The following is a 19,210-nucleotide window of genomic DNA, read 5'->3' on the forward strand; positions in this document are numbered from 1 at the left end:
TCACAAAACTCCCTCGAGGCAAAAAACGGGTGACATGGCATCGGTATGAAGCATAGAATACCACAAAATGGATTCAAAGATGAAGCTAAAAACGGCCCTGACGTGAAAGGTCAGGGCCGTTATTTCGTTAGCGTGAAATCGTCTCGCCGTCTTCTGGAACGATGAGTTGATCGGCGAAGTTGTGTGATGCCGCATAGGCACGTAAGTCAGGACGCGACAACTTCCAATGATTGACCGCTTCCATGTGGACCGCGATAATCGTCGCCGACGGAGCCGCCTCATGCACATGGCGGACGTCCTCTTCGTTCATGACGAGCGACCCGCCTTCGACGAACTGGTTGTCCCCGGCGTTGACGACGATGACTGCTGGTTGATGCGCTTGAATCGTCTTAGCGACTTCGTCATACCAGACCGTGTCCCCGGCGACATAGAGCGTCTGTTCCGTAGGGTGGGTGAAGACGACACCGCACACGAGACCGGCCATTTCTAAAATCGGACCGCGACCGTGCTCCCCGGCTGTCTTCGTGAGTCTGATTCCTTCGAATGCTGTCGTGTCGCTCAACACGGTCACGTTCGTGAAGCCGTCGCCTTCGATGACAGTCAAATCGTCCTCGTTTTGCACGAACAGCGGGATCGCTTTCGGCAGAACTTGTTTGGCGACCTCGTCGTAGTGGTCAAGGTGCAGGTGGGTCAAGATGACGGCGTCGATGCCTGTCAGAATGTCATCGATCGCGATTGGCAGGTCGGCCAATGGATTAGCGTCTTGCCGTGCCGAGTTCGGGAACGGGGGATAGGCGCCCTTCTCCCCGAGGAATGGGTCGATGAGGAACGTCTTTCCGGCGTATTCAACGCGTAGTGTGGCATTACGGATCAGTTGCACGTGCATAGAAAAATCTCTCCTTTTAGCTATAATGTATGTACAGTCTAACAAGCAGCCGTCGTTTCATACATAACACGAATCAAGTGTTTGGACGGATTGGCTTGAATCGTGAAAGGAGTCACCTATGCTCGATCCAACAGACCGCCTCATCATCGAGGCGCTACAGGCGAACAGCCGGATAACGATGAAAGAACTCGGGGCACACGTGCACTTGACCGGGCAGGCGACGGCGACGCGCGTCAAGAAGCTCGAAGACCTCGGCATCATCGAAGGATATACGATTCGCGTGAACGAGGACAAGCTCGGGTTACCGGTTCACACGATGATCACCATCTTTACGTCGAGCACGTTCCACGACCCGTATCTCATGTTCCTCGAGGAGCACCGGCCGTACGTCCGCAATAACTACAAGGTGAGCGGGGACGGCTGTTACGTCTTGGAGTGCCGATTCCCGTCGAACCAAGAACTGAACGCCTTTTTGGACGGGCTCAGCAAGTTCGTCAATTATAAGTTGTCGATCGTCATTAACTGACGAAGGACCTGTGAATCGCTGTGATTCACAGGTCCTTTTTAATGTCTTCGTCCGGCGCGGATGATGAAGCGGTATTCTTCACTCTTGAAATACGTTTCTGTGAACTCAAACCGACTGCCATCCATAAGAAACGAATAGAGTTCGACTTTGAGTACGGGCGTTCGTTCACTCACTCCGAGCATCTCGGCAATCTCTTTTGTCGGGAGCACCGGGATGAACTCTTGAACGCTGTCCGCAATCTTGAACTGTTTGACTTCTTCGATATAGGCGTACTTCGATTGCGACATCACTTCGTACGTCAAGTCGGGGAACAGCTTTAGCGGCAAGTATGTGTCCTCGACGATGAGCGGTTCGCCGTCTGCGAATCGTTGGCGCCTCACGTAGAAGACGAGCTCGCCATCTTCGAGTTCGAGTGCCTCTCGCACTTTCTCACTCGGTGGTTGCAACGTGAAGGTGAGTACTTTGTTCGTCACTTCTTTCCCTTCTCGTTTCATGTCTTCCGTGAAGCTTTTTAATTCGTACATGTTGTGTTCAATCTTTTCGGACTGGACGTATGTGCCGCTGCCCTGTCGTTTCCATAAGAGACCTTCCTCTTGGAGCAATTTGACCGCCTGCCGGACAGTCACTCGACTGACGCTGAACTCTTCGACGAGTTGAGCCTCGGTCGGGATCGCCTCACCGGGCGCCCAAGTGCCGGACTCGATAAACGTGCGCATTTTGTGGGCGACTTGTTGGTAGAGCGGTGATTTTGCTTTCATGACTGACCCTCCGATTTCGACCTGAATTCATACTTCTAGTATACACAAAGTAAAACGTTTTCAAAAATATTGTTGACGTTTAAAATAATATGTATTAAATTTGTATTGTAATCAATAAGATATGTATCCGAAAGGGGAACGCACACATGAAACAAGGACAACGCCTCGTCGTCGTCGGTGGCGGCAGCACGTACACAATCGGTATGATTATGAGCTTGATTGAAGAGAAAGCTCACTTCCCACTACGTTCAATCACGTTTTACGATACGGATGGTGAGCGCCAGGAGCGTGTCGCCAAAGCGACTGAAATCATCTTGCGTGAGCATTACCCAGAGCTCGAGCTGTTCGAGTATACGACGGACAAAGAATACGCCTTCCGCGACAAGGACTTCTTCTTCGTTCAAATTCGAACGGGCGGCCTGGAGATGCGCGAGAAAGATGAACAGATTCCGCTCCGTCACGGCGTGGTTGGACAAGAGACGTGTGGACCGGGTGGGATGTCGTACGGGATGCGGTCGATTGGGGACATGATTGATCTCGTCGCAGACATCCGCCAAGGCTCACCGGACGGTTGGATCTTAAATTATACGAACCCGGCCGCAATCGTCGCCGAGGCGTTGAAGCGTGCCTACCCGAATGACAAAAAGATTTTGAATATCTGTGACATGCCGGCCGCAATCATGGTGAGCTACGCGAAGATTCTTGGCAAAGAAATTTGGGATCTCGTGCCGGAATACTTCGGCCTCAACCACTTCGGTTGGTTCACAGGCATCTATGACAAAGAAGGCAACGAATTGACGGAAGACATCAAGCGCGCCATCTTAGAGGACGGGTTTATCCCAGAAGACTCAGAGATCGCAAACGACCCATCTTGGATCAAGACGTTCAAGCAAGTCGAGAAGATGCTCACCGACTTCCCGGAATACTTGCCGAACACGTACCTTCAGTATTATTTGTATCCGTCCGACATGGCGGAGAAGGAAGACGTAGAGAACACGCGGGCCCGTCAAGTCATCAACGGCCGCCAACAACGTGTCTTCTCGATGTGCGATCAAATCATCGCTGACGACTCACTTGAGAACGTGCATCTTGAAGTCGACATCCACGGTTGCTACATGATTCGCGTCGCAGCGTCACTCGCCTACAACAATGGCGACATCTTCATCGTCATGGTGAAGAACGACGGCATCATCGCTAACTTGCCGGATGATGCGATGGTCGAAGTGCCGGCGATGCTCACGAACCGTGGACCGAAGCCGTTCGCTGTCGGACACATTCCTCGCTTCTACAAAGGGATGATTGAAGGACAGCTCGCCTACGAACAGCTCGTCGTCGACGCCTATTTCGAGAACAGCTATGAAAAGGCACTCCAGGCACTCACGCTCAACCGGACCGTCGTCGATGCGCCGGTCGCCCGTCAAATCCTTGACGATTTGATTAACGAGAACGAAAACTATTGGCCGGCCCTCAAACAACGGGAGACGATCGCACGCTAAAGACGAAGGGGAGTTATTCCCCTTTGTTCGTTTTGTGAATTGATAACGCTTACACATGAGGAGTGAATCAAATGAGTCAATGGTTCGGGGTATTTCAAAAATTCGGGAAGGCGCTCATGGTACCAGTCGCGCTCTTGCCGGCGGCCGGTATTTTACTTGGTCTCGGCGCGGCGCTAACAGGTCCGCTTGCAGAAAGTTGGACGTTTTTACAGAACGGGACGGTCGAAGCGATCAGTGCCGGGATGCTTCAAATCGGGTTGAGTATCTTCGCCAACTTGCCAATCATCTTTGCGATTGGCGTCGCGGTTGGTCTGTCCGGCGGGTCGGGAATTGCGGCACTTGCCGCACTCGTCGGCTACGTCATCATGAACACGACGATCTCGATTGCCCTTGGGATCACACCAGAAATGGCGGCGGAGAGCGGGGAGTACGGCATGTTGCTCGGTATCCCGTCACTTGAGACGGGTGTGCTCGGTGGGATCGCGGTCGGCTTGCTTGCGGTCTGGGTGTATAAAAAATTCCACACGTTCAACCCGCCAGAGATGCTCGGCTTTTTCGCCGGAGATCGTTCGGTCGGTATCGTCATGGTATTCTTCTCCATCTTGCTCGGTTTCTTTATGATGCTCATTTGGCCGCCGATTCAGACCGGCCTCACAGCGATGGCGAATGTCATCGCGAGTGATGCGACGAATCCGGCTTACGTCGGGTTATACGGAATGCTCGAACGGTTATTGATTCCGACCGGATTACATCACATCTGGTACGCACCGTTCTTATGGACGTCACTTGGCGGCACGGCGACGGTTGGCGGTTCGATTGTGAGCGGGGACCAATATATTTTCCTCGCTCAAATCGCAGAAGGTGTCGACGTGACGGCCGGACGCTTTATGGCCGGCAAGTTCCCGATCGTCATGTTCGGTCTTCTTGGAGCGGCGTTCGCCATGTACCGTCAGGCCGACCCGGACAAGCGTCCCGTCGTGCGTGGTCTCTTGCTCGCAGCGGCTGGGACGGCGTTCTTGACCGGGATCACGGAACCGATCGAGTTCACGTTCTTATTCATTGCACCACTCCTTTACGTTGTGCACAGTGTGTTGACAGGGGTGTCGTTTGCGCTCATGTACGCTCTTGACGCCCATATCGGCTGGGCCGGTGGCTCGGGATTGATTGACTATGTCTTGGTGAATGTGTTGCCAGGGACGCCGCGCTGGTGGATGAACCTCGTCGTTGGGGCCGGATTCTTCTTCGTCTATTACGGCATCTTCACGTTCGCGATTAAAAAATGGAACTTGGCGACGCCGGGCCGAGGGGGACAAGAGACGAAACTGTTTACCCGCAAAGACTACAATGAAAAGAAATCAGGAAAGATATCAATCCAAACGACGGCACTTGCCATTCAAGAGGCGCTCGGTGGCCGTGACAACATCATCGATATCGATGCCTGTTTCACACGTCTTCGTGTCGAATTGAAAGATGTGTCCCAAATCGATGAGGACGAGTTGAAGGCACTCGGGGCAGCCGGGGTCGTGAAAGTGAAAAATAACATCCAGGCCATCTTTGGAGGACGCTCGGATTTGTACAAGAATGAGTTGCTCAAACTGCATAAAGAGATGGACCAAGCGAATTGAAAAAAGAGCTCAACCGATTTACGGTTGGGCTCTTTGTCCGAGATGAGAAGGTTAGTTCATAACCGACGAGGCACGATAAAATTGAGCGCTTTTGATGAGTGTCGAAGCGACGAGACCGATAGCGAGCGGCAGCGTGATGACGCCAATCCCTTGCTCGGTGACGATCATGTTGCCTTCCTCATAATAGCCTTTCAAGTAGAACAGCCCTGAACCGATCGTCTCGTTCAGTTCGAGCGTCGAGACGTTAAGGTACACCATGATAGCGAACAATGAGATGACACTGATTGAGACAAATAATTTTGAAAACGATAGCTTGGTCATGCGAACGCTCCTTTACATGTAGCAATATGGACTCATATTACCATATAAAGACAATTCTTACATGAGGACAAAGCATCGATTTGATTAACGATACCGGTCCCAAAGCCGTTCCGCTTGCTCCCGCATCATTTCCCGTAATTCAATCGGCTCGACGACCTCGACTTCCGCTCCGGCCGCGAGCAATTGCCGCGACAAGAACGAGAGCTCGGCTTTCGGCACGTCCCACTCATTCTTATCCCCGATATCGGGTAATACGTCTTCAAGCAGACGGCGGCCGAGCGGGGTGAGCTTGAGCCGAACGGTCACGCCGCTTCGTTCGTCAGTCGCCTCGAGGAGCGTCGCCAAGTCGTCCGCTTCGAACGTCTCATCGAGCAGGCGCATCGCTTCAATCCGGTCGATGCGATATTGGCGCAGGCCGTAATCCGAGAGACCGAATACGTACCATTTCAAATCGAGGAGCGCCATCCCGACCGGCGCGACAGTGAACGTGCGGCTGCCTTTCGTCGTGGCGTATGTCATCTCGATGTTCCGTCGTTGATCGACGGCACGATAGATGTCTTTCGTGAACGGCGCCGATGGGACGGTCTTGTTCCCGAGCCAGAGGATGTTCTTTTCGAGCCGATCGATTTTCGTCTCGAGGTCGTGCGGCAATTCGTTCACGTACCAGTCGGACAGCGTGTCCCGCATGTTACCGAACGGCACGTCCGGGATTTGTTCCATCCATTTGAGGGTGAGGTAGAGCGCGACCGCTTCCTGTTCCCGGAGCTGGAGCGGTGGCAACAACCGATTCGGCAACATCTCATAACCGCCGCCCGTGCCGGGGACGCTCCAAATCGGATAGCCAAGTTCTTCGAGCGTCAGCATATCGCGCTGAATTGTCCGGGCCGAGGCACCCGTCTCAAGAGCGAGTTCGTTCGCCGTGAACCGTCGCCCGCGATTCAATAGTCGAATCAAGTGAAGATGTCGCTTTTTCATCTCATCCATTCCCGTCATATTTTGTCGTGTTTATCAAGTAAGCTGAATGTATCACGAATCAAGGAGGAATTCATCATGGCAAACGTCGTCTTATATATCGCGACGAGTTTAGATGGAAAAATTGCCCGAACGAACGACCAACTCGATTGGTTGTTCGCGGTCGAGGGGGAGGGGGACAACGGCTACGCCGACTTCTTTCAGAGGGTCGGTGCCGTCATCATGGGGCGGAAGACGTACGAGGAAGTGCTCGTGCTTGAGCCGGACGGTTATCCGTATGACAAGATTCCGAACTACATTTTGACACGCAGCCCGGACCGGGAAGCCGAGCACGTCACATTCACGGATGAGCCGATCGAGCAGCTCGTCGAACGATTGAAGCAAGACGTCGACGGGGACATCTGGCTCGTTGGGGGAGGCGAGGTCATCAAGGCGGCGATGGAGCACGACTTGATCGACAGCTATGAGATTGCCATCGCCCCGGTGATTCTTGGGGAAGGGATCCCGCTGTTCCCAGAAGGCACGAAAGAGACGAAGTTGAGACTGACGAGTCAACGTGCATCTGGACAGTTCGTTATGGTGACGTACGAGCGGTAAACGAAAGGCCGAGTTCACGATGAACTCGGCCTCTTCCTATACATGCTTCCGCTGAAACGCGGCAATCGCCTCATACTCTTCCGCGAGATGACGAGAGAGCCGGATATAAATCGGCAGCAACTCCCGGTAAATCGTTGTCGCTTCATGGTTTGGCGTATGCTCATGGGTCACTTGCGGCACGGCCGTGAAGTCGTCGATGTCGCCGAACGCATACTCGCCGAGCATGACCGCACCGAGACACGAGCTCTCATGACTCTCCGGCACGACGACCGGCGTATCGAAGATGTCGGCCATCATCTGACGCCACAGGCTCGACTGGGCGAAGCCGCCCGTCGCATGAATCCGGTTCGGTGCGCCCGTCAACTCGTCGAGCGCCAGCATAACCGTATACAAGTTGAAGATGACGCCTTCTAACACCGAGCGGATGAAGTGCTCGCGCTTGTGGTGGATACTCAAGCCGAAGAACGAACCGCGTGCGTTCGAGTCCCAGAGCGGGGCCCGTTCACCCATCAAGTACGGGTGGAACAATAGACCGTCTGAGCCCGGTTTGACCGTCTCGGCGATGCGCGTCAATACGTCATAGGCATCCATCCCGAGGCGTTTCGCCGTCTCAACCTCGCTCGCCGCGAACTCGTCGCGGAGCCAGCGTAGGATGATGCCGCCGTTATTGACCGGTCCGCCGATGACCCAATGCTTGTCGGTCAAGGCATAACAGAAGATGCGTCCTTTCGGGTCCTCGACCGGTTCACGAACGACCGTGCGGATGGCCCCGCTCGTCCCGATCGTGACGGCGACGACACCTTGTTCGAACGCCCCAACCCCGAGGTTCGATAACACCCCGTCGCTCGCCCCGATGACGAGCGGGAAGTCCCAGCCGAGCGTCTCAACAACATCCGATTTGAGCGTTAAAATCTCGGTCGTCGGCACGAGCTCGGACAGTTGCTCGGGTGTGACGCCGGCGACGTCGAGCGCCTCAGCGTCCCAGTCGCAGTTCTTCAAATTGAACAGCCCTGTCGCCGAGGCGATTGAATGGTCAATGACGAAGCGACCGGTCAAGCGATAGAAGACGTACTCTTTGATGGAGACGAACTTGGCCGCCTGCTGGAACACGTCCGGATGTTCAGCCTTCAACCAACGCAGCTTCGACAGCGGGGCCATCGGATGGACCGGGGTGCCGGTGCGCATATGGAGCGCGCTCGCGTCAAAGTCGCGTTTGATCTCTTGCGTATACGGGTTGGCCCGGCTATCGGCCCAGGTGATGCTGTGGGTGAGCGGGCGACCTGACGCATCGAGCGCGATCAGGCTGTGCATCGCCGAACTGAACGCGGCGAAGCGGATCGGCCCGTCGGCTCTGGCACGGACGGCCGAAATCGCCTCGAGCACGGCCCCGTAGATGACGACCGGGTCTTGCTCGGCCGTCTCCGTGTCCGGGGTGAGGAGCGGGTACAACACGTTATGTACCGCGAGTTGCTGCTGGTTATGGAACAGGACGGCTTTCGTGCTCGTCGTCCCGATATCGACGCCAATGGTGTACACACACATCACTTCCTAACTTAAATAATGAACAAGCTGATCAAGAAGACGACCGCGAAGCCGGTCAATCCGATAATCGTTTCCATGACGGTCCACGACTTGAGCGTGTCTTTCACGTCAAGCCCGAAGTAGCGGTTGACGAGCCAGAACCCTGAGTCGTTGACGTGAGACAAGACGGTCGCACCAGAGGCGATTGCGATGACGATGAGGCCGAGCGCGGCACCGGTGATATTCTGGATTTCGAGAAGCGGCGTGATGAGTCCTGCCGCCGTGACCATCGAGACGGTCGCCGAACCTTGGGCGACACGGACAACGGTCGCGATCAAGAAGGCGAGCACGATGGCCGGCAGCGGTGACCCGGCCATCATTTCCCCGAGTACGTCACCGACACCTGAGTCGATCAACACTTGTTTGAACACGCCACCGGCACCGGTGACGAGAATGATGATCCCGGCCGGTTCGAGCGCTTTCGTCGCAATCTCTTGCACTTCGTCACGCGTATAGCCGCGGCGTGTGCCGAGGAAGATGAACGTGAGCAACGTCGCGAGCGTCAAGGCGACGAACGGGTGACCCATGAACGTGAAGAACGTGCGGATGCTGTTTCCTTCTTCTAATAAGACGGCAGACAACGTGTTCGCGAGAATCAACACGAGCGGAATCGAGATGAGCGAGACGATCATCTTGAAGCTAGGCAGCTCTTTCGACGTGTCGATCTCTTCGAATTCCATATAGTCTGGAATGTTGACTTGAATCTTGTTCGCGATATATTTTCCGAAAACCGGACCGGCCAAAATTGCGGCCGGAATCCCGGCGATGACCCCAAACAAGATGACCCAGCCGAGCTCGGCCCCAATCAAGTTGGCGACGGCGATCGGACCTGGTGTCGGCGGGATGAAACTGTGCGTGACAGCGAGACCTGCAAGCAGCGGAATCCCGTAGTAGAGGAGCGAGCGGCCCGTCTTTTTGGCGAGACCGTAGACAATTGGCACGAGAATGATGAAACCGACGTCGAAGAAGACCGGCACGGCGACGATGAAGCCGGTGATGGCGAGCGCCCATTGCGCCTTGTCTTCGCCGAACTTATTGACGAGCGTCTGGGCGAGGCGTTCCGCGCCACCCGATACTTCTAACATCTTCCCGAACATGGCTCCGAGACCGACGACGACGGCGACGAAGCCGAGCGTGCCGCCCATCCCGTTCTGAATCGAGGCGATGACGTCCCCGAGCGGCATGCCGGCCGCAATCCCGACGAGTAGACTGACGAGGAGAAGTGAGACGAACGCGTGAAGCTTCGTCCGCATGACCAAGAATAAGAGCAAGAAAATCCCTGCGACCGCAATTAAAATGAGTGTCGAACCCGACATATGTATTTCCCCCTTTACCTTATGTGTAACCGTTTACAAATATTACCAAAGGAAAAGGCCACCCCTGACCTTTTCCTTGCGGTTATTTCTTGACGACCGCGTGTCCTCCGAACTCGTTACGGAGTGCGGCGACGACTTTCCCTGAGAACGTGTCGTCCTCGAGTGAGCGATAGCGCATCATGAGCGACATAGCGATGACCGGGGCCGCCGCCTGCAACTCGAGCGCCGTCTCGACCGTCCATTTTCCTTCCCCTGAGGAATGCATGACGCCGCGGATGTCGTCGAGTTTCGCGTCTTTCGAGAACGCGTTCTCAGTGAGTTCCATGAGCCATGAGCGGACGACCGATCCGTGGTTCCAGACGCGGGCGACTTGTTCGTAATCGTAATCGAACGGGCTCTTCTCCAAGATGTCGAACCCTTCGGCGATCGCCTGCATCATGCCGTACTCGATGCCGTTGTGAATCATCTTCAGAAAGTGGCCGCTGCCGGCCGGTCCCGTGTACAAGTAGCCGTTCTCGACCGAGAGGTCTTTGAAGATCGGCTCGATCGTCGGCCAGGCGTCGGCGTCTCCGCCGACCATCGTGCAGGCGCCGTTACGGGCGCCTTCCGTGCCGCCGCTCGTCCCGCAGTCGAAGAAGGCGATGCCTTTGGCGCTGAACTGTTCGGCGCGTGCGACCGACAGCTTGTAGTTCGAGTTGCCACCGTCGATGACGATGTCACCCGGCTCTAGCTTCTCAAGGAGTTCTGCTAGCACGGTCTCGGTGATGTCACCGGCCGGCACCATCGCCCAGACGACGCGTGGCGTCTCGAGCGAGTTGATGACGTTTTCGAGCGTCGACACGATCTCAAACTTCGATGTCGCCTCGACGTTCCCGGCGTCCGTCCCGACGACCGTATGACCGTGGTCGCTCAAGTTGAGCGCCAAGTTGTATCCCATCTTGCCTAATCCAATCAAACCGATTTGCATATCGTCACCTCTAAATCGAATTTTTTTCCATCTCTCCACTATAATATCAAATTAAATTCGATTTTCAATAGAGATTGCGGAATTTTATTCTTTTTTACACGAAAACGTCCCACCTATAAACAAGGCGGGACGATTGAATATGTATAGGTGGGATGGGTTAGAGTGAATCAAACGTAGCAAATATCTTTTCGACGACGTTGTCGGCAGTCACATCCATCAGGGGGATTTGTTTGCTGACGATATGTTGGACGCCCCAGTAATGACGATCACTACTTTCTTGATTGATAGGAGTGATACGAGAATAACCATTTTCTAATTCAATGTTCATCAGATCTGCATTACGTAATGGGTAATAGAATCTCCAATGGTTGGACGGAGAACATCCTTTACCCCAACCTTGCATCGTTTCATTGTCATATACAAATTTGGATAGTCGAATACAAGGAAGCTGACTTTCTTTCAACTCTAATTCCTCATTGTACAACTCTATTTCCATGACGTATAATGGTCCGTCCCGCCATTCATTTTCAAACTCATTGTGGTCCTTGTTTTGAAAGATGAGAATGAAATCACCGATGAACCAACCAGCGAAATCATTGTCTGATTTGTAGCGTAGAAATTTATCGACGACACTGACGTAATGACTTTTTTCTGGGGCAATGGTTTTCGTATAGTCCATTAACTTATGGATGTTCTCGTACGTGCTATAGACGACATGGAAGGCATTTCTTACGTTCTCAGTTGAATTCATAATATAGCTCCTTATTAATTGATGTATTGGTTACAAAATCAATTGTTACTTCATTGCATAAAATACTGAAATCGAATAATTGGTCCGTATGTATGAGTGGTGCTTCGTTAGTGTTCATACTGATAAAATCCTCAAACCCTTTTCTCGTCAACAACTCGATTAAATCTTGGATGATAATCTGTTGGAACTGATCTAATCCATTTAATTGTTTCAATTCATGTAAGAAGTCTTGCCACGATACGAAGCCGAGTGTCACGCCCGACGCTATAGACGATTTCTCTATACTTTTCATCACATCGTTACACATTTGTCTGTCCGCAATAAAAAGTAGAATTTTATTTTTCTGATTGCCCTTTCGTGAAATAATGCGAGATTCTCTCACTAATTGATGCTTACTCAGTTCTGTCGGAATTACGCCTGTTTCATCTACTGAAGAGAGTCCGCTCAAGTATTTCACTTCGATTCCAATCATTGTATCTTCGAAGGTCAGTAGGGCATCTAGTTCACCTTCTTTATCGTACGGCCAGAATTCAATCACGTCTGCCCAATACTGAGCTTTGATGTGGTCAATGCATGAATTAATATCTGGTAAATTAACCGTATCTGGCAGTTCTTGAACTGCGTTTGCTAATACCTTTCCGAGGCCGTCTATAAAAGGGATGTAACGCAAAGCTCCGAATACGTTACCGGTTAGATTGTCCTCCAACCTTTCTGATAAGTTTGAACCAGTGCGGCTAACTTTTCCTTTAATTTCTGCTAACACGAATTCACCCCTACGAATAATAAATGAGAATACACTTTCATAATTCGTTGAAAGTAAGTATTTTCCTTTTTAGAGTACTCATTTAGACAAATTATGCGGGTCATTGATTGCGGAATTTTTTTCGAAAAGGTATCGTTAAAAGAAAAAAGGGTGAGACACATGGAATCGATGAACGGCCTGGCCCGGATCCGTGGGGCCTATACGACACTGAGCAAGAAAGAGCAACGCATCGCCGACTATATCTTGAAACAGCCCGAACGCATCATCCACCATACGATCAATCAAGTCGCCGACGACCTCGACGTCGCCGAGTCGACTGTGTTCCGTTTCTGTCAGCGCGTCGGCTTCAAAGGCTATCAGGCGCTGAAAATCGCGCTCGCCACCGATGTCGTCGCGCCGCTCCAAGATATCCATGAAGACATCTCGAACGAAGACACGCCACATGAGATCGCCGAGAAAATCTTCACCTCGAACGTGAAGACGCTCGAGGCGACACGGCAAATCTTGGACGCGGCCTCGCTCGACAAGTCGGTCGCCCTGCTGCTGTCGGCTCATCGCATCGAGTTCTTCGGGAGCGGGGGCTCGGCCGTCATCGCGCTCGACGCCTATCATAAGTTCGTCCGGAGCGGGTTGTTCGTCACGGCGAACCTCGAGTCGCACATGCAGCTCATGTCGGCGTCCCAGCTGACGAAAGATGACGTCGCCGTCCTCATCTCGCACTCGGGTGCCTCGAAAGATACGCTCGATGTGGCGAAAGTGTTGAACGAGCGCGGTGTCCCGACCATCGCGATCACGAACTATGCGAAGTCACCGCTGTCGAAGCTGTGTGACGTCGCCCTCTATACCGTGTCGCAAGAGACGGAGTTCCGTTCTGAGGCGCTCGCCTCGCGAATCGCCGAGCTCAGTCTGATCGACGCCTTGTTCACCGTCGTCATGATGCGACGCGGGGAAGAGGGAAGGGAATCGCTCCAGAAGATGCGCGAAGCCATCTCGCTCCGGCGCATGTGAAAAGGCTGGCCCGAGGGTCAGCCTTTTTTCTTATTTCCGCTTGATTTGATCTGCGACTTTTTTGACGACTTTCTCGACACCGCCCGGGGCATCCAAGTCGTGATGAAGCGTCTTGTCCGGGGTGTCCATGACCGGCTTCTGGCCTTGCGGGGCCGGGTCGCTTAAATAGACGAAGTCGCCGGCACCGTCCGGCGCGCTGCCGGTCGCCCATTTGCCTTGGCTCGACTCATTGCCTTCCGACAAATCCCAGAACTCGAGGCCGTGTTTTTCAGCTTCCAACTCGTCCTTCGCTGGGAAACTCGCCGGCACGATGACGCCGTTCTTCTCTTCAAGCTCGTCGATGGCGGCCATCCATTGGTATTGGTGATAGCGGTCACGGGCGAGCATCTTGCGGAACACTTTCCGGACGCCTTCGTCTTTTGTCATATGGTAGAGACGCGCGACTTGGAGCCGCCCTTGCGTCTCGGCGTGTAAGTTCGAGCGCATGTCGGCGAGCAAGTTCCCGCTCGCGACGATATACGACCCATTCCACGGCACCCCGTTCGAGTTCGTCGGCAGTCCGCCGAGCCCGCTGACGATTAGATGTTGCGGGTTCATCCCGCCAAGGATGGCCGCCGTCGCCGGGTCTTTCGCCGCCTCGGCCTGGTCGTCCGGTGACGCCCCGTCGAGCAGTTGCGAGATGAGGGCGCACAACATCTCGACGTGCCCAATTTCCTCGGTCCCGATGTCCATGAGCATGTCCTTATACTTTTCTTCTCCGCGGCAGTTGAAGCCTTGGAACAAGTACTGCATCATGACGGTCATTTCCCCGAACTGACCGCCGAGCACCTCTTGGATTTGACGGGCGAGCTGTGGGTCGGGACGATCGACTTTCACTTCGAACTGCAATTCCTTCTGATGACGAAACATGGAACTCCTCCTTTTTTGAACAACTGGTGAATGAACGACAAGGATATAGTTCCACTATCAAAATAAATAAAAACCTAAAATTTTGAAAAGATTTGGTAGATACAGGTGGGGGTATGAGCATCGTCAGAGGATTATAAAGTGCAAAAGGGTGGAATTAGTATAAACAGATTGATTTTTGCTTACACAGAGAGGAACGACAGATATGAATAACCTTAACTTCTTGACGACCGAGCACTACGACGTGTTCAAACAGTTGGCCCAGCGCCTCATTAATCCCGGAGACGTCAAGAAAGAGTATTTCTCCGCCCTTTATGTGATCGCCGGGAATGAGCGGGTGCGGAGTCTATTGTTGCCGTATATGGACCTCGAGCAAGGCAAGATCAGTACGGCCACCATCATCGACGACAACACGTTCGAGAAACAGGATTTCATTCTCGTCAAACTCGTCATCCATTTGTACAACAACAAGGAGTGGGTGCTCCCGACCGAGCTGATCACATTGCCGGAAGTGGACTACCAGCTTGCGATGCAAGCCATCACCCTTTGCCGTGACCAACAGTTCGATGAGATTGTCATCCCGAGCGACCAAGAGACCTGAGAAAGGTCTCTTTTTTTGTGGTCGATTTACCTTGTTCACCGCTCACGCCACTGAAAGATGGACGTGATGTCATCGATTTGTAAATGTTTGTAGAAAATGTTCGCCGCAAAACGCTTGTCTTCGTTTAGAGGAAGCCAGGTCTCATCCTTGAAATCGAGAGTCAGGCAATCGCTATAGCATAATAAAAATGGAAAATTTTCTCGTTTTTGATTTGAACGGGAGGGAAACATAGTCTAAGACACGAGTGGTAGAAAGGAGGAGTCTCCGATGGAAGTGAATCATTTGAAGGCATTGACCGTGAAACACGTGGCGCTTCTCGTCGTCTTTCTCGCGGTCTTGACGTTCGGGTTCAACGTCCCATGGTATCACGCCGTGTGGATATCATTCATGGTCGCGATCATCGCCTATTGGCTGGGGGATCTGTTCGTATTACGGAAATTCGGTAACTTGATTGCGACAGCGGCCGATTTCGGCCTCGTCTTCTTCTTGACGTGGTTCTTCCTGTGGATTCTCGATTTCGATATCGGGACCGATACGAGTTTCGTGTTGCTCGCGCTGTACACGGCACTAGTGACCGCGGTCGTCGAGTTCGTGTTCCACGGTTGGCTGCTCAAGCATAAGCGCGAAGAAGCGCACATTCATTCGACACGCTAAAAGGAGGAACGGACATGGCTAAAAACAAACTCGCCATCCATGAAGTGTTAGAGATTCATGAGATGTTGACGCTGAAGCAAGCGGGGCTTGTCAAAGGATACGTGAGCGAACCGCTCATCAAAGACGAGAAGTTGCAGAAGATCGCACGCAAACATTTGAAGAACACCGAGCAAGCGATCAGTGAACTGAAACAGCTGTTGCCGAAGAAGGCGTAAGGAGGAGAGACGGATGGGAATCACGGAAAACTTGAAACGGGCCAGCAAACAACGGGACGAATTGATCGCGACCGACCTGCTCATCACGGCGAAGTCGGCCGTCCGCGCCTATGCGGTAGCCGTGACCGAGACGGCGTCACCCGAGGTCCGGAAAGTGCTCATCAAACAATTGAACCAAGCGATCGAAGATCATGCCGAGATCGCCGACTATATGATCAAGAACGATATGTACATGGCGTACGATATCGAGAAGCAATTGAAACACGACAAAGAGAAAGTCGACAAAGCGAACGAGTTGATCAAGAAGTAAGGGCCGACGGAAACGTCGGTTTTTTTCGTTTCATCAGGAAGGACCCGTGGTATCGGATAAGGACTATACGTGAGGGAGGAACCACTCATGTCCGTGAATACGACGATGCTCGCCATCGTGCTCGTCTTGATGGTGTCGACGATTGCCGCCCCGTTCCTGTTCATCTTGTACCTTTGGCGGAAGGACCGCCACCAGCGCGAGCATTCCGTCCTCCGGAACTTCCCGATCCTCGGCAAGGTGCGCTACATCTTGGAAAAGGTCGGACCTGAGATGCGCCAATACTTGTTCTTGAACGACAACGAGTCAAAACCGTTCTCCCGGAACGACTACGAGGCGGCCGTGATTTCGGGGAAATATAAGTCGCGCATCATCGGATTCGGCTCGGAGCGGGACTTCGAAGGCGGCGGCTTCTATCTCCAGAACGTGCTCTACCCGACGAACCGGGACGAGCTCCGCATCGACAACCGGGACACCGTGTCGTCGCGGCTGTACCAAGTCGAGGAGGACAACCTGTTCACGCGGAAAGAGCGGATCGTCGAACGCGAGGTCGGTCCGTCCTTGTTGATGGAAGAAGACAGCATCGTCATCGGGAAACAGACGTGCCGGGAACCGTTCCGGATCCGCGGCCTCGTCGGGCAATCCGCAATGAGTTTCGGCTCGCTCGGCGAGAACGCCATCACGGCGCTGTCGATCGGGCTTGGCCGGGCCAAAGGCACATGGATGAACACCGGGGAAGGTGGCCTGTCGGACCATCACTTGAAAGGCGGGGTCGACCTCATCTGTCAAATCGGGCCGGCGCTGTTCGGCGTCCGGACCGAGGACGGGGCGTTCTCCGAAGCGGCCTTCAAAACGAAGAGTGAGATTCCGCAAGTGCGTGCCTTCGAATTGAAGCTCGCCCAAGGCGCGAAGACGAGGGGCGGCCATATCGAGGGCTCAAAAGTGACGGAAGAGATCGCCCGCATCCGGAGCGTCAAAGTCGGCGTGACGATCGATAGCCCGAACCGCTTCTCCGAGTTCAAGACGGACCGGGAACTGCTCGACTTCATCGAGCGTTTGCGCGACATCGGCGGCAAGCCCGTCGGCATCAAGCTCGTCGTCGGCCGGCTTTCAGACGTCGAGGCGCTCATTCAAGAGATGGCGTCATCGGGGAAACATCCTGACTTCATCACGGTCGATGGTGGGGAAGGGGGGACCGGGGCGACGTACCAGGAACTCGCCGATACGGTCGGGTTGCCGTTGAAGGCCGCGCTCCCATACGTGCATCGCTTACTAGTCGAACATGGGCTCCGTCACCGCGTCACCTTATTCGCCTCCGGCAAGCTCGTGACGGCCGATAAGATTGCCGTCGCCCTCGCGCTTGGGGCCGACTGCGTCAATATCGCCCGGGGCCTCATGTTCAATGTCGGTTGTATCCAGGCGCAAGTATGCCACACGAACCGATGCCCGGTCGGCGTCGCGACGACCGACCCGAAACTGCAGCACGCCCTCGTCGTCGACGAGAAGAGTTACCGCGTGACGAACTATATCATCTCGCTCCGGGAAGGGCTCTACAACATGGCGGCCGCGGCCGGGCTCGATACGCCGACGAAGCTGTCGCTCGAACATGTCGCCTACAAGTACCCGGACGGTCGGGTGAAGCGGGGCGAAGAATTATTCGATGGACAAGCGAAAGACGGATGACCGCGGTCATCCGTCTTGTTGCGTAAGTCGTTGGAATAATTTCGAATACAGCGCCATCCCGACGAGCGCCGACAGCAAGATGAGCGTGAACACGGCGAGCGGGGAGACGAAACCTGAGATGAGTACTGTGACTGGTGCGAGGAATTTGCCGATCGTGTTTTGGAGCGTATCGGCTGCGAGGTATTGTCCGCGTGACTCGGCCGGGGCGTAGCGGCTGACGAAGCTCTGGCTGACCGGAGAGCGAATCAACTCGCCGAATGTGAACACGGTCGTGACGACGAGCAAATACCAGACGTTCGACGAGAAAGCGATGAGGAACGTCCCGAAGCCGGCGAGAAACGTCGACAACAGGAAGACGCGTCGTTCGTCCCATGCCCGGAACACGCGTGTGACGGGAATGATGAAGACGACGAACAAGAGGCCGTTATAGGCGACGAGCCAGCCGAACAGGATCGTGTTCGAGACATCGAACGTGGCCGGGGCCTGTTCGATCAAATAGACCGGTAAATACACGTCGAGCTGCATGATTGGAATCAAGGCGAATACGCCGGCAATCAAATAGAGGCGGAACAACGGATCGCGCAGAATCGTCGCATACGAACGCCCTTGAGTGCGGAATGTTTTGGCGACCGTCTTCCCGGTCGAGCCCGGCCGTGTCTCATGGGTGAGCGCCGCGAGCAGCACCCCGTATCCGAACAGGACGAAGGCACAACCGAACAGGAGCGCCTGGCGATGCTCGAAGAAGAGGACCGCCCCGAGGATTGGACCGAGCACGGCGCCGATATTGTTCGACGCCATGAACGTCGCGAACACGTCCCGTAAATGTTCGGTCGGCACGAGGTCGGCGACCATGGCCGAGCTGGCCGGTTTATAGATCGCGCCCATGAAGCCGATGCCGATATAGGTGATGTAATCGACGTAGGCGTTCGTCGACAAGGCGAAGGCGAGGAACAAGAATCCTTGCGCGAACGTCCCGACCAGCATGACGGGACGGCGTCCAATCTCGTCCGCGAGCGAACCACCGATTAAACTACCGATTAACAGGAACAGCGGCGGCACGGCCATGAGCAGACCGGCCAGCTCGACGCCGAGCGACTGGGCGAAATAGACGGTGATGAACGGAAAATACATCCAAAACAACAGATTGAACATCCCTTCGCCGAACAGGCGGACCTTCAAGTTGAGGTCCCAGCGGTATGTTTCCATGAATGTCCTCCTTCAGTGGGCCTGTCTTCACTGTACGGATTCCAGTCGAGAAAGAATAGACTTATGTTGCG

The 19,210-nt window shown here is 53.9% G+C and carries 21 protein-coding genes; 10 read left to right on the forward strand and 11 right to left on the reverse strand.

The genetic code is table 11. The features are described 5' to 3' along the window. Positions 1–127: 127 nt before the first annotated feature. Positions 128–886 carry an MBL fold metallo-hydrolase gene (locus KNP75_RS01970; protein ID WP_215189538.1) on the reverse strand — a complete coding sequence of 253 codons (759 nt, stop codon included), beginning with the start codon at positions 884–886 and terminating at the stop codon, positions 128–130. A 118-nt stretch (positions 887–1,004) separates the two neighbouring features. On the opposite strand from KNP75_RS01970, the gene KNP75_RS01975 reads away from it, so the two are divergent. Continuing rightward, on the forward strand, positions 1,005–1,412 hold the full coding sequence (locus KNP75_RS01975; RefSeq protein WP_215189540.1) for an Lrp/AsnC family transcriptional regulator: 408 nt from the start codon (positions 1,005–1,007) through the stop codon (positions 1,410–1,412). A 38-nt stretch (positions 1,413–1,450) separates the two neighbouring features. Here the strand turns inward: KNP75_RS01975 and KNP75_RS01980 are convergent, their stop codons facing one another. Beyond that, complete coding sequence (locus KNP75_RS01980) at positions 1,451–2,170, reverse strand: GntR family transcriptional regulator (protein WP_029594765.1); 720 nt, start codon at positions 2,168–2,170, stop codon at positions 1,451–1,453. Between the two features lie 146 nt (positions 2,171–2,316). Between KNP75_RS01980 and KNP75_RS01985 the strand changes: the two genes are divergently transcribed. Together KNP75_RS01985 and KNP75_RS01990 are read left to right on the forward strand one after the other, a co-directional pair. Next, on the forward strand, positions 2,317–3,666 hold the full coding sequence (locus KNP75_RS01985) for a 6-phospho-alpha-glucosidase (protein ID WP_215189542.1): 1,350 nt from the start codon (positions 2,317–2,319) through the stop codon (positions 3,664–3,666). Positions 3,667–3,737: 71 nt separating this feature from the next. After that, positions 3,738–5,291 (forward strand): PTS transporter subunit EIIC, encoded by a 1,554-nt coding sequence (locus KNP75_RS01990; protein WP_215189544.1) that lies wholly within the window; start codon positions 3,738–3,740, stop codon positions 5,289–5,291. A 51-nt stretch (positions 5,292–5,342) separates the two neighbouring features. Here KNP75_RS01990 and KNP75_RS01995 read toward each other — a convergent pair whose 3' ends face one another. Further along, a complete protein-coding gene (locus KNP75_RS01995; protein WP_215189546.1) occupies positions 5,343–5,612 on the reverse strand; it encodes a hypothetical protein in 270 nt (89 codons plus the stop codon). Between the two features lie 84 nt (positions 5,613–5,696). Continuing rightward, complete coding sequence (locus KNP75_RS02000) at positions 5,697–6,587, reverse strand: helix-turn-helix transcriptional regulator (RefSeq protein ID WP_251128172.1); 891 nt, start codon at positions 6,585–6,587, stop codon at positions 5,697–5,699. 75 nt (positions 6,588–6,662) lie between these two features. Between KNP75_RS02000 and KNP75_RS02005 the strand changes: the two genes are divergently transcribed. Continuing rightward, positions 6,663–7,181: a dihydrofolate reductase family protein gene (locus KNP75_RS02005; protein WP_215189550.1), complete on the forward strand. Its 519-nt coding sequence runs from the start codon at positions 6,663–6,665 to the stop codon at positions 7,179–7,181. A 36-nt stretch (positions 7,182–7,217) separates the two neighbouring features. On the opposite strand, the gene gntK is transcribed toward KNP75_RS02005, so the two are convergent. From gntK to KNP75_RS02030, 5 genes are all read right to left on the reverse strand, one after another. Further along, positions 7,218–8,717 (reverse strand): gluconokinase, encoded by a 1,500-nt coding sequence (gene gntK, locus KNP75_RS02010; RefSeq protein WP_353049014.1) that lies wholly within the window; start codon positions 8,715–8,717, stop codon positions 7,218–7,220. 17 nt (positions 8,718–8,734) lie between these two features. Further along, positions 8,735–10,078, reverse strand: a complete 1,344-nt coding sequence (locus KNP75_RS02015) for a GntT/GntP/DsdX family permease (RefSeq protein WP_214792320.1) — start codon at positions 10,076–10,078, stop codon at positions 8,735–8,737. A gap of 82 nt (positions 10,079–10,160) precedes the next feature. Then, complete coding sequence (gene gnd, locus KNP75_RS02020) at positions 10,161–11,045, reverse strand: phosphogluconate dehydrogenase (NAD(+)-dependent, decarboxylating) (protein ID WP_215189555.1); 885 nt, start codon at positions 11,043–11,045, stop codon at positions 10,161–10,163. A gap of 157 nt (positions 11,046–11,202) precedes the next feature. Further along, on the reverse strand, positions 11,203–11,796 hold the full coding sequence (locus tag KNP75_RS02025) for a hypothetical protein (RefSeq protein ID WP_215189557.1): 594 nt from the start codon (positions 11,794–11,796) through the stop codon (positions 11,203–11,205). Next, the gene (locus KNP75_RS02030; RefSeq protein WP_215189559.1) at positions 11,783–12,559 is read right to left on the reverse strand and encodes a hypothetical protein; all 777 of its coding nucleotides are present in this window, start codon (positions 12,557–12,559) and stop codon (positions 11,783–11,785) included. Before KNP75_RS02030 ends, KNP75_RS02025 begins: the two co-directional genes overlap by 14 nt. 159 nt (positions 12,560–12,718) lie before the next feature. On the opposite strand from KNP75_RS02030, the gene KNP75_RS02035 reads away from it, so the two are divergent. Further along, positions 12,719–13,567, forward strand: coding sequence for a MurR/RpiR family transcriptional regulator (locus tag KNP75_RS02035; RefSeq protein ID WP_215189561.1), 849 nt, complete (start codon positions 12,719–12,721; stop codon positions 13,565–13,567). Positions 13,568–13,597: 30 nt separating this feature from the next. Here KNP75_RS02035 and KNP75_RS02040 read toward each other — a convergent pair whose 3' ends face one another. After that, positions 13,598–14,476 carry a manganese catalase gene (locus tag KNP75_RS02040; protein ID WP_215189563.1) on the reverse strand — a complete coding sequence of 293 codons (879 nt, stop codon included), beginning with the start codon at positions 14,474–14,476 and terminating at the stop codon, positions 13,598–13,600. Positions 14,477–14,678: 202 nt separating this feature from the next. On the opposite strand from KNP75_RS02040, the gene KNP75_RS02045 reads away from it, so the two are divergent. The 5 genes from KNP75_RS02045 (at position 14,679) to KNP75_RS02065 (ending at position 17,933) form a co-directional block, all read left to right on the forward strand. Further along, positions 14,679–15,074 carry a hypothetical protein gene (locus KNP75_RS02045; protein WP_215189565.1) on the forward strand — a complete coding sequence of 132 codons (396 nt, stop codon included), beginning with the start codon at positions 14,679–14,681 and terminating at the stop codon, positions 15,072–15,074. A 267-nt stretch (positions 15,075–15,341) separates the two neighbouring features. Continuing rightward, positions 15,342–15,728: a DUF2512 family protein gene (locus KNP75_RS02050; protein WP_215189567.1), complete on the forward strand. Its 387-nt coding sequence runs from the start codon at positions 15,342–15,344 to the stop codon at positions 15,726–15,728. 14 nt (positions 15,729–15,742) lie between these two features. Beyond that, the gene (locus KNP75_RS02055) at positions 15,743–15,943 is read left to right on the forward strand and encodes a spore coat protein (RefSeq protein ID WP_214708958.1); all 201 of its coding nucleotides are present in this window, start codon (positions 15,743–15,745) and stop codon (positions 15,941–15,943) included. Between the two features lie 13 nt (positions 15,944–15,956). Further along, positions 15,957–16,253 (forward strand): spore coat protein, encoded by a 297-nt coding sequence (locus KNP75_RS02060; protein ID WP_214708960.1) that lies wholly within the window; start codon positions 15,957–15,959, stop codon positions 16,251–16,253. Positions 16,254–16,340: 87 nt separating this feature from the next. After that, complete coding sequence (locus KNP75_RS02065) at positions 16,341–17,933, forward strand: FMN-binding glutamate synthase family protein (RefSeq protein ID WP_215189569.1); 1,593 nt, start codon at positions 16,341–16,343, stop codon at positions 17,931–17,933. A gap of 6 nt (positions 17,934–17,939) precedes the next feature. Here the strand turns inward: KNP75_RS02065 and KNP75_RS02070 are convergent, their stop codons facing one another. Further along, a complete protein-coding gene (locus KNP75_RS02070) occupies positions 17,940–19,139 on the reverse strand; it encodes an MDR family MFS transporter (protein WP_215189571.1) in 1,200 nt (399 codons plus the stop codon). Positions 19,140–19,210: the final 71 nt, after the last annotated feature.

The organism is Exiguobacterium sp. s6 (assembly GCF_018618155.1).
Classification (GTDB): domain Bacteria; phylum Bacillota; class Bacilli; order Exiguobacteriales; family Exiguobacteriaceae; genus Exiguobacterium; species Exiguobacterium mexicanum_A.

Bases quoted from the DNA above. Each gene is read 5' to 3' on its own strand.
- KNP75_RS01970 (WP_215189538.1), bottom strand. From the start codon at position 886: ATGCACGTGCAACTGATCCGTAATGCCACACTACGCGTTGAATACGCC.
- KNP75_RS01975 (WP_215189540.1), top strand. From the start codon at position 1,005: ATGCTCGATCCAACAGACCGCCTCATCATCGAGGCGCTACAGGCGAAC.
- KNP75_RS01980 (WP_029594765.1), bottom strand. From the start codon at position 2,170: ATGAAAGCAAAATCACCGCTCTACCAACAAGTCGCCCACAAAATGCGC.
- KNP75_RS01985 (WP_215189542.1), top strand. From the start codon at position 2,317: ATGAAACAAGGACAACGCCTCGTCGTCGTCGGTGGCGGCAGCACGTAC.
- KNP75_RS01990 (WP_215189544.1), top strand. From the start codon at position 3,738: ATGAGTCAATGGTTCGGGGTATTTCAAAAATTCGGGAAGGCGCTCATG.
- KNP75_RS01995 (WP_215189546.1), bottom strand. From the start codon at position 5,612: ATGACCAAGCTATCGTTTTCAAAATTATTTGTCTCAATCAGTGTCATC.
- KNP75_RS02000 (WP_251128172.1), bottom strand. From the start codon at position 6,587: ATGAAAAAGCGACATCTTCACTTGATTCGACTATTGAATCGCGGGCGA.
- KNP75_RS02005 (WP_215189550.1), top strand. From the start codon at position 6,663: ATGGCAAACGTCGTCTTATATATCGCGACGAGTTTAGATGGAAAAATT.
- KNP75_RS02015 (WP_214792320.1), bottom strand. From the start codon at position 10,078: ATGTCGGGTTCGACACTCATTTTAATTGCGGTCGCAGGGATTTTCTTG.
- gnd (WP_215189555.1), bottom strand. From the start codon at position 11,045: ATGCAAATCGGTTTGATTGGATTAGGCAAGATGGGATACAACTTGGCG.
- KNP75_RS02025 (WP_215189557.1), bottom strand. From the start codon at position 11,796: ATGAATTCAACTGAGAACGTAAGAAATGCCTTCCATGTCGTCTATAGC.
- KNP75_RS02035 (WP_215189561.1), top strand. From the start codon at position 12,719: ATGGAATCGATGAACGGCCTGGCCCGGATCCGTGGGGCCTATACGACA.
- KNP75_RS02040 (WP_215189563.1), bottom strand. From the start codon at position 14,476: ATGTTTCGTCATCAGAAGGAATTGCAGTTCGAAGTGAAAGTCGATCGT.
- KNP75_RS02045 (WP_215189565.1), top strand. From the start codon at position 14,679: ATGAATAACCTTAACTTCTTGACGACCGAGCACTACGACGTGTTCAAA.
- KNP75_RS02050 (WP_215189567.1), top strand. From the start codon at position 15,342: ATGGAAGTGAATCATTTGAAGGCATTGACCGTGAAACACGTGGCGCTT.
- KNP75_RS02055 (WP_214708958.1), top strand. From the start codon at position 15,743: ATGGCTAAAAACAAACTCGCCATCCATGAAGTGTTAGAGATTCATGAG.
- KNP75_RS02060 (WP_214708960.1), top strand. From the start codon at position 15,957: ATGGGAATCACGGAAAACTTGAAACGGGCCAGCAAACAACGGGACGAA.
- KNP75_RS02065 (WP_215189569.1), top strand. From the start codon at position 16,341: ATGTCCGTGAATACGACGATGCTCGCCATCGTGCTCGTCTTGATGGTG.
- KNP75_RS02070 (WP_215189571.1), bottom strand. From the start codon at position 19,139: ATGGAAACATACCGCTGGGACCTCAACTTGAAGGTCCGCCTGTTCGGC.